Source organism: Shewanella sp. CAL98-MNA-CIBAN-0140 (genome assembly GCF_040309905.1).
GTDB lineage: Bacteria > Pseudomonadota > Gammaproteobacteria > Enterobacterales > Shewanellaceae > Shewanella > Shewanella psychromarinicola.
In genome coordinates, this window is record NZ_JBEOPI010000065.1 from 1 (window position 1) to 9,208 (window position 9,208).

At 41.8% G+C, this 9,208-nt stretch carries 8 protein-coding genes; 7 read left to right on the plus strand and 1 reads right to left on the minus strand.

Features of this window, described 5'->3' with window-relative positions; translation table 11 throughout:
- The first annotated feature begins 83 nt into the window (after nt 1-83).
- The 6 genes from AAEY93_RS19900 (at nt 84) to deoD (ending at nt 7,278) form a co-directional block, all read left to right on the plus strand.
- Nucleotides 84-1,382, plus strand: coding sequence for a NupC/NupG family nucleoside CNT transporter (locus AAEY93_RS19900; RefSeq protein WP_351079351.1), 1,299 nt, complete (start codon nt 84-86; stop codon nt 1,380-1,382).
- 355 nt (nt 1,383-1,737) lie between these two features.
- Nucleotides 1,738-2,622 carry a nucleoside-specific channel-forming Tsx family protein gene (locus AAEY93_RS19905; protein ID WP_124012070.1) on the plus strand — a complete coding sequence of 295 codons (885 nt, stop codon included), beginning with the start codon at nt 1,738-1,740 and terminating at the stop codon, nt 2,620-2,622.
- A gap of 380 nt (nt 2,623-3,002) precedes the next feature.
- On the plus strand, nt 3,003-3,776 hold the full coding sequence (deoC, locus tag AAEY93_RS19910; protein ID WP_101032506.1) for a deoxyribose-phosphate aldolase: 774 nt from the start codon (nt 3,003-3,005) through the stop codon (nt 3,774-3,776).
- Nucleotides 3,777-3,902: 126 nt separating this feature from the next.
- Complete coding sequence (gene deoA / locus AAEY93_RS19915) at nt 3,903-5,234, plus strand: thymidine phosphorylase (RefSeq protein ID WP_124012068.1); 1,332 nt, start codon at nt 3,903-3,905, stop codon at nt 5,232-5,234.
- 12 nt (nt 5,235-5,246) lie between these two features.
- Nucleotides 5,247-6,464: a phosphopentomutase gene (locus AAEY93_RS19920; RefSeq protein ID WP_335686619.1), complete on the plus strand. Its 1,218-nt coding sequence runs from the start codon at nt 5,247-5,249 to the stop codon at nt 6,462-6,464.
- Between the two features lie 103 nt (nt 6,465-6,567).
- Nucleotides 6,568-7,278: a purine-nucleoside phosphorylase gene (gene deoD / locus AAEY93_RS19925; protein ID WP_101032503.1), complete on the plus strand. Its 711-nt coding sequence runs from the start codon at nt 6,568-6,570 to the stop codon at nt 7,276-7,278.
- A 56-nt stretch (nt 7,279-7,334) separates the two neighbouring features.
- Here deoD and AAEY93_RS19930 read toward each other — a convergent pair whose 3' ends face one another.
- On the minus strand, nt 7,335-8,009 hold the full coding sequence (locus AAEY93_RS19930) for an AhpA/YtjB family protein (RefSeq protein ID WP_101032502.1): 675 nt from the start codon (nt 8,007-8,009) through the stop codon (nt 7,335-7,337).
- 162 nt (nt 8,010-8,171) lie between these two features.
- On the opposite strand from AAEY93_RS19930, the gene serB reads away from it, so the two are divergent.
- Nucleotides 8,172-9,158: a phosphoserine phosphatase SerB gene (gene serB / locus AAEY93_RS19935; protein WP_124012065.1), complete on the plus strand. Its 987-nt coding sequence runs from the start codon at nt 8,172-8,174 to the stop codon at nt 9,156-9,158.
- Nucleotides 9,159-9,208: the final 50 nt, after the last annotated feature.

Genomic DNA, 9,208 nt, shown 5'->3' on the forward strand with positions numbered 1-9,208 from the left:
TTCATAGCAAATCTCACTTCTAGTCTTGATTTATACTATAAGAATAGGCCAAAACTGACTCAGATGCATAGGCATGTATAGTAATGAGTTTAGTAGGGGTGGTCACCTTACTATTGATAGGTTTCGCACTATCAAATAATAAAAAAGCAATTAACAAACGTACCGTTTTGGGTGCACTAGCAATTCAGGCCGCTTTCGGTGGTTTCGTATTGTATGTACCCGTTGGGCAAGAAGTGCTTGGCGGTGTATCAATGGGTGTTGCCAATGTTATTGGTTACTCTCAAGCTGGTATCGACTTCCTATTTGGTGGTCTAGGTACTGACGCAATGTTCTCAAATGGTGTTGGCTTCGTCTTCGCTATTCGCGTACTACCCGTCATTATCTTCTTCTCTTCTTTGATTGCTGTACTTTATTACCTTGGCATTATGCAGTTGGTTATTAAGTTCATCGGTGGTGGTCTTCAGAAGGCTCTAGGTACAAGCCGTACAGAATCTATGGCTGCTACTGCAAACATCTTCGTTGGTCAAACTGAAGCGCCGCTTGTTGTTCGTCCTTTCATTGCGACTATGACAAACTCTGAGCTATTCGCCATCATGGTGGGTGGTTTAGCATCAATCGCTGGTGCAGTACTTGCTGGTTATGCTGGTATGGGCGTTAAAATTGAGTACTTGGTTGCGGCTTCTTTCATGGCAGCTCCAGGTGGCCTATTAATGGCTAAGCTTATTCACCCAGAGACTGAAGAAACTAAAAACGAAATGGGCGATCTGCCTGAAGACACTGATAAGCCTGCTAACGTCATTGACGCTGCGGCTGCTGGTGCTGCTTCTGGTATGCATTTAGCACTTAACGTTGGTGCAATGCTGCTTGCTTTCGTTGGTCTTATCGCCATGCTTAACGGCATGTTAGGCGGCCTTGGCGGACTCGTTGGTTTTGAGAACCTTACTCTAGAGCTTATCTTAGGTTACTTGTTCATGCCTTTAGCATTCCTTATCGGTGTGCCTTGGAATGAAGCAATGGTTGCTGGCTCGTTCATTGGTCAGAAGATCATTGTTAACGAATTCGTCGCTTACCTAAACTTTGCTCCTTACCTTAATGATGCCGCTATAGCGTGTACCAGTGTTGCTAGTGAAGTCGCTAAAGGCTTACCACTATGCGTGGAAGGAACACAAGCTGCGATGACTGCTAGAACTCAAGCTATCATCTCATTCGCATTATGTGGTTTTGCTAACTTGTCTTCAATCGCAATTCTACTCGGTGGCCTAGGCGCTATGGCTCCAAGCCGTCGTCATGACCTTGCTAAGCTTGGTGTTCGTGCTGTTATAGCCGCATCGCTTGCCAACTTAATGAGCGCGACAATAGCCGGTCTATTCTTAGCTATCTAAGAACCAGTCCAGGGGGGTATCCCCCAAAAAACTGGGTCTTTAGATTCATAAAGACTAAAGACCCAGTGTGTAACAATGTTGTTATTGATTTTTGTGTTAATCCACCGTTTCCCAATACGAAGTTATGCCGTTTTAGTGATTGTAAAAGAGGATACATTAAAACCTCTAGTCAAAATTAAAATGTCAAAGCGTTAACAATTCGTAGACAAAAAGTCGCGACATTGTTCACAAAATAGAATTTTGTATTCGTTTTTTTATCGATTAAATATTGAGATTAATATCAGTAACGGTAAGATACGAATGACTAAAAAGAAGTGCTATCTAAGAAGATAGTTAAATAATATACATGGGGTTGATGATGAAAAAATTAAATACTTTAGTATTAGCAAGTACAGTTGCACTAGCAGGTTCTGCATTTACTGTTTCTGCTGCCGAACAAACTGGCGACATTCATGCAAACGATTATAATTGGATGCAGTTTAACATTATGTATGCAATAGATGAGCATCCAATTGCAAACGAAGATGAAGCTACTCATAACTATTTAGAAATGGAGTTTGGCGGTCGTTCTGGCTTTGTTGACCTCTATGGTTATGTTGATGTGTTCAACTTAGGCAACAGTGATTCAGGCGATAAAGCTGACGGCGAGAGCAAAATGTTCATGAAGTTCGCTCCTCGTTTTTCTATTGATGCCATTACGGGTACTGATTTATCTTTAGGCCCAGTTCAAGAAGTTTATTTCTCTACTCTATTTAACTGGGGTGGTGGCGCTATCAATACCGGAGGCAATGGTGAAGGCGATGTTAACATGTCTTTCTGGGGTGTTGGTGCGGATGTAATGGTTCCATGGTTAGGTAAAACTGGCATGAACCTTTATGGTGCTTATGACATTAACCGTAAAGACTGGAATGGTTACCAATTCTCGGCTAACTGGTTCAAGCCATTTGTTTTCTTTGAAGATAAGAGCTTCTTATCTTTCCAAGGCTATGTCGATTACCAATTCGATATGGATGAAGAATATTCTGGTACAAATTCCGATGGTGACTTTAATAACACTGAACACGGTGGCGCTGCATTCTTCGGTCTTTATTATCACACAGACCGTTTTGCTCTAGGTTATGGTGGTAAGTACTTCTACCATGCATATGGCTTAAATGATAACGCGTTTAAGAATGAATTCTTTGGTGGTTTAGATACTACTGGTTGGACTCATTTCCTTACCGCAACTTACAAAATCTAGTTGTTTAAGATATAATTTAATGGAGCCGCGTTTAGCGGCTCCATATTTTACCGAAACAAGGATATCGAACTTTCATTTAAAATCATTGTCCAATAATAGTGTTTTTATATAAAGGTTTGTACTCTACAAGGTCTTATTTTTACGCGCTAAAAAGGATTTTTCGCGGAATAGTTGAAACAAATATCTTTGTTTTACCTTTTCCGGTCTTCAAGGATTCAAGTCGTGGTACTCGTTATCAGATTGAATACTTAGGTTAGTAAATATCACCTAGATTTACTGGCAATACTGAAGGCCCGGCCATAATTATAATAATATGCCAGCTACATAGTGTTGCCTGAAAAAAAATTATCGACTTTGATTTTTCGTTTCGGAGAGCAATTATGACTGATTTAAAAAAAGCGGCGTCACGCGGTATTTCATTAATGGACTTAACCACGTTAAATGACGATGATACCGATCAAAAAGTGATCGATTTATGCCACAAAGCCAAGTCTCCAGCCGGCAATACTGCGGCGATTTGTATTTATCCTCGCTTTATTCCTATTGCACGTAAAACACTTAATGAACTTGATTGTGAAGACATTAAGATTGCTACAGTGACCAACTTCCCACACGGTAATGATGATATCGCTATAGCGGTATTAGAAACTCGCGCTGCCATTGCCTATGGCGCTGATGAAGTTGATGTCGTGTTCCCATACCGTGCTTTAATGGCAGGCAATGAGACGGTTGGCTTTGAACTGGTTAAAGCGTGTAAAGAAGAGTGTGGTGATGATGTCTTGTTGAAAGTTATTATCGAATCTGGTGAGTTAAAAGATCCCGCACTTATCCGTAAAGCCTCTGAATTAGCGATTGATGCAGGTGCTAATTTCATCAAAACTTCGACGGGGAAAGTTGCGGTTAATGCCACGCTTGAAGCTGCTGAAATTATGTTAACCGTCATCAGCGAGAAAAACCGTCAGGTTGGTTTTAAGCCTGCTGGCGGCGTGCGAGATGCAGCGAAAACAGCAGAGTTTTTAGCCTTAGCTGAGCGTATTTTAGGTGCAGATTGGGTCAGTCCGCAGACATTCCGTTTTGGTGCATCTAGCTTATTAAATAGCTTGTTGCATACGCTCGAATTGACTGAAGCGCCTACGCCTACTTCAGGCTACTAATTCGTACAATGCGCTAATAGCCACTTTGGATGATGAATTATCGTTATGCAAAGCGTCATCAATTGATGACATTCCAGATATTAATGGCGATCCTAAAGGTGTTGGATTGCCTAATAGGGACTCAATATGTTTCTTGCTCAAGAGATTATCCGTAAAAAACGTAACGGCGATGCACTAAGTACTGCAGAAATTCAATTTTTTGTTGATGGCATCACCCATAACACGGTTTCTGAAGGCCAAATTGCTGCGTTCGGCATGGCGGTGTACTTCAAAGATATGAATATGGACGAACGTATTGCATTAACGATAGCAATGCGAGATTCCGGAGCCGTATTAAATTGGGATTCACTCGGCCTTGATGGCCCTATTATCGATAAACATAGTACCGGTGGTGTAGGCGATGTCATAAGCCTAATGCTTGGTCCTATGGCTGCAGCTTGTGGTGGTTATGTGCCGATGATTTCGGGGCGTGGCCTAGGTCATACTGGCGGTACGCTAGATAAATTTGATGCTATTCCAGGCTATCAAACTGAACCGTCAAGTGAATTATTCCGCAAAGTGGTAAAAGATGCTGGTGTGGCCATTATTGGCCAAACGGGCGATCTTGTTCCTGCCGATAAACGTTTTTATTCAATCCGCGATAATACCGCAACGGTTGAATCTATTTCACTTATCACCGCCTCAATTTTATCTAAAAAATTAGCCGCAGGTTTAGATGCGCTAGCAATGGATGTCAAAGTAGGCAGTGGCGCATTTATGCCAACCTACGAGGCATCTGAAGAATTAGCTCGTAGTATTACTGCGGTAGCTAATGGTGCTGGCACAAAAACAACTGCATTGCTGACCGACATGAATCAGGTATTGGCTTCTTGCGCAGGTAATGCGGTTGAAGTGCGTGAGGCGATTAACTTTTTAACAGGTCAATATCGTAACCCTCGTTTATATGCGGTCACTATGGGTTTATGTGCAGAAATGCTTGTTTTGGGTGGTATTGCACACAACGAAGCAGAAGCACGTAATAAACTTAATACTGTATTAGATAATGGCAAAGCGGCAGAGGCATTTGCTAAAATGGTGGCGGGTTTAGGTGGCCCAACAGATTTTGTTGAGTCATACGATAAGTATTTACCTCACGCGAAGATTATTCGCCCTGTATACGCCAATACATCTGGCTTTGCTTACAAAATGGATACACGAGAACTTGGTTTAGCGGTTGTGACCTTAGGTGGCGGACGTCGTAAACCAGGAGATACACTGGATTATAGTGTTGGATTAACTCAAGTATGCGCACTCGGTCAGGCAGTTAACAAAGATATCCCGTTAGCGATGATCCATGCTCAATCTGAAGATGCGTTTGCAGAAGCTGCCGCGGCTATTCAGCAAGCGGTTATTATTGGCGATAGCGCGCCTGAGAAGACGCCTGAAATATATCGTTATATTCGCGCTTCAGATTTATAAAGGAAAGACATAATGAAACGTACTTTTATCTTAATGCTCGACTCTTTTGGAGTAGGAGCTGCTACTGATGCCGATAAGTTTGGTGATGTTGGCTCAGATACTTTTGGTCACATCGCTCAAGCTTGTGCAGAAGGCCGAGCCGATATCGGCCGTCAAGGGCCATTGAAGTTGCCTAATCTTGCTCGCTTAGGCTTAGGTCATGCTGGTTTTGAAAGCACGGGTCAGTTTGCTGCAGGATTTGATGATAATGTCGAGATTATTGGTGCTTATGGCCATGCAGACGAATTAAGTTCAGGTAAAGATACCCCAAGTGGGCACTGGGAAATGGCCGGTGTTCCTGTTCTTTATGAATGGGGCTATTTTAGTGATTTGACCAACTCATTCCCAAAAGAGTTAACCGATAAAATTCTTGAGCGTGCTGGTTTAGAAGATTTTCTAGGCAACAGTCATGCATCGGGTACTAAAATTCTAGAAGAGTTAGGCGAAGAACACATGAAAACAGGCAAGCCTATTTTCTATACTTCTGCAGACTCTGTTTTCCAAATCGCTTGTCATGAAGAAAGCTTTGGTTTAGAAAACTTATACAACTTGTGCAAAATCGCCCGTGAAGAGTTAGAGCCTTATAACATTGGCCGTGTGATTGCACGTCCGTTTGTCGGAACTGGCGCTGCTGATTTTGTGCGTACTGGTAACCGTCATGATTATGCCGTATTGCCCCCTGCGCCAACCGTATTAGATAAGCTTAAAGACGCTGGCGGTGACGTGGTGAGTATCGGTAAGATTTCTGATATATATGCTCACAGTGGTATTACTCAGCAGTTTAAAGCCACCGGGCTTGAAGAGTTATTTGATCAAACATTAACGCAAATTAACCGTGCTGGTGATAACACCATAGTATTTACTAATTTTGTTGATTTTGACTCTCATTATGGCCACCGCCGTGATACCGCTGGTTATGCTAAAGCACTTGAGTATTTTGATTCGCGTTTACCCGAACTGTTAGCGATTTTGCAACCTGACGATTTAGTGGTTTTCACTGCTGATCACGGCTGCGATCCTACTTGGGTTGGCACTGAACACACTCGTGAGCGTGTTCCTGTATTAGCCTATGGTGCAGGTTTACCTGCGGGTTCATTGGGGCGTCGTCAGTCTTTTGCTGATATTGGTCAGTCTATTGCGAGTTATTTTGAACTAGAACCAATGGATTATGGTGAATCTTTTATTAATTAGCCATAATTGCAAACGACGGTTCTATTTAAAGTTCAATGGTTTTGCTAAACTGTAAACATAATTAAGCAATACTAAATAATATATAAATATAGGGGTTATACAAATGGCTACACCACACATTAATGCAGTAGAAGGCGCATTTGCTGAGACAGTTTTATTTCCTGGCGATCCACTTCGTGCGAAATATATAGCTGAAACATTTTTAGAAAATGTTGAACAAGTCACTGACGTTCGTAACATGCTAGGTTTTACCGGTACTTATAAAGGTAAACGTATTTCTGTTATGGGGTCAGGTATGGGCATTCCATCTTGCTCTATCTATGCACACGAGTTAATCAAAGACTACGGTGTTAAGAACCTAATCCGTGTTGGTACTTGTGGTGCGATTAGCACTGACGTAAAAGTACGCGACGTGATTATTGGTATGGGTGCTTGTACTGATTCTAGAGTGAACCGTTTACGCTTTAAAGATAATGACTTTGCCGCAATTGCTGATTACAGTTTATTAAGTGCAGTGGTTGACTCTGCTAAAGCACATGGCACTAAAGTCCGTGTTGGTAATGTATTTTCAGCTGATTTATTCTACACTCCAGATCCACAAATGTTTGATGTTATGGAGAAAATGGGCATTTTAGGCGTCGAAATGGAAGCCGCTGGTTTATATGGTGTTGCACATGAGTTAGGCGCTAAAGCCTTATGTGTTGCGACAGTATCAGACCATATCCGTACTGGTGAGAAAACCACATCTGATGAGCGTCAAACAACATTCAGCGACATGATTATTATGACGTTAGATGCAGCGTTAACGTTCTAATCTTTACTGTACATAATAAAATGGGCACTGATTAGTGCCCATTTTTGTTTTGTAGATTACTGGTTTTTATCGGTATCGGCTTCGGAAGTCGGCTGGGGAGTCAACGATATTTTTTTGGTTTTTTTATGTAATTTGACCCGAGTCCTTCGGCGATCAAAATCTGCTCGTTTAAATGATAAAGCCCGTGAAAGTAATAAGCCAATGAAGCCCGCTACGATCAACATCATTTGCTGTAATTCCATATTCTGTTCATGCAAGATTTTAATTTCGTCAAAAAAGATATCCAGATTTAAACGCACTTCGACATAGCCTAAATTGTTATCATCTTGAATGACGTTTTCAATTAAAGGAGGATACGGCTTTAATAAGCCTTTTAACGCCTCTGAGTCCGCTTCTAAGCTTTCATAAGATACGCTTTGGGCAAAGGCTAACCTGACACCTTGCGAATTATAGATATTGACCGACATCACTTTGGGATCTGCAGCCAGTGCTGATGCTAACCATTGCAGCTGTTCATCATTTTGCAGAAACATCGCCGGAGCGGCACCATTAGCGGCTTGCTGTGCTAACAATCTTGCCATCACTTTTGTTTGTGAATTTAGTAATTTTTGACCATTACGTAAACTCGATTGCCACAAGTACATCAGACCGAAGATCAGCGCTATTGCCACTATGATTTGCACAATCCTGCTGAATTTTTGTCTTTTCTTAAGACCTTTAACAAAAATCACTTTAATCCTTAGTGTTTTTTCTATTTAATTGGAAGCTGTCTTGAGGCTGTTTTTTGTCGAGCAGCCATTAAGTGCCGGTCCCATTACACAGAATCATCAAAAAGCTATATTAATCGAAAAATTTGTCAGTAGATAGTCGTAACATACTAAGAGGCCATATTGATGCTGGAACAACGTGACAATGTCTTACTAAATTTTTTATTTTCAGATACTTGTGATAAATATCAACATCTAGGACGTGTATTATATCGTTATCAAGAATCTGATTATTTACTGAGCTTACAATCTTATTTTCCGTATCGTTGTCGGATTATTTTTAGTGTTGAATGCTCAACTGAGATTGAATCTTGGTTATCGTTAATTTCATCCGATGCTCATATCGCAAAGCTAGTCAGGCAGAATGATTTATTAGGTTTTGAACTGTCGACTCAAACAGTAAATGATAAATGGATTGCATCATTTCCACAGAATATAGCCGCTGAAATTGTACTTATTCAACAACCTTTAGCACGCCTAAATCAACCGGGTTTGTTAGTGATGGATATGGACTCTACTGCCATTGACATTGAATGTATTGACGAACTCGCTGCCATGGCTGGTGTTGGTGAAGGCGTTGCCGCAGTCACGGCAAGCGCAATGCGTGGTGAGTTAGATTTTGAGCAGTCTTTAAGGCTACGGGTCAGTAAGCTTGCTGGTGCCGATGCTGCCATTATTCAAGAACTGTGCGATACGTTACCGTTAATGCCCGGTCTTGAAGCCATGTTAGCCGAGCTAAAATCGCATCAATGGAAATTGGTGGTCGCATCCGGTGGTTTTACACCCTTTGTGAGCTATTTAAAAACATTACTGGGTCTGGATGCCGCGTTTGCCAACGAACTGGTTATTGTGGATGGCAAGCTCAGTGGCGAAGTGACTGGTCAAGTTGTTGATGCTCAATTTAAGGCGAAAGTGGTTAGTCAGTGCGCCGAACAATGGGCCATTGCATCAGGGCAACGAGTGGCGATTGGTGATGGTGCCAATGACATTGCGATGATCCAAGCTGCCGATTTAGGTGTGGCATTTCATGGCAAGCCTACATTAATTGCCGCTGCAGATGTGTCAATACACCATGTTGATTTACGCGCGTTAGTGTTTTTATTACAGGCGTAGCGGGTAGGTCGTTGGCGCAGTGTACATTCTGATGAATGGCAAGCCTACAT

Bases quoted from the DNA above. Each gene is read 5' to 3' on its own strand.
- AAEY93_RS19920 (WP_335686619.1), top strand. From the start codon at position 5,247: ATGAAACGTACTTTTATCTTAATGCTCGACTCTTTTGGAGTAGGAGCT.
- AAEY93_RS19900 (WP_351079351.1), top strand. From the start codon at position 84: ATGAGTTTAGTAGGGGTGGTCACCTTACTATTGATAGGTTTCGCACTA.
- deoD (WP_101032503.1), top strand. From the start codon at position 6,568: ATGGCTACACCACACATTAATGCAGTAGAAGGCGCATTTGCTGAGACA.
- AAEY93_RS19905 (WP_124012070.1), top strand. From the start codon at position 1,738: ATGATGAAAAAATTAAATACTTTAGTATTAGCAAGTACAGTTGCACTA.
- serB (WP_124012065.1), top strand. From the start codon at position 8,172: ATGCTGGAACAACGTGACAATGTCTTACTAAATTTTTTATTTTCAGAT.
- deoA (WP_124012068.1), top strand. From the start codon at position 3,903: ATGTTTCTTGCTCAAGAGATTATCCGTAAAAAACGTAACGGCGATGCA.
- deoC (WP_101032506.1), top strand. From the start codon at position 3,003: ATGACTGATTTAAAAAAAGCGGCGTCACGCGGTATTTCATTAATGGAC.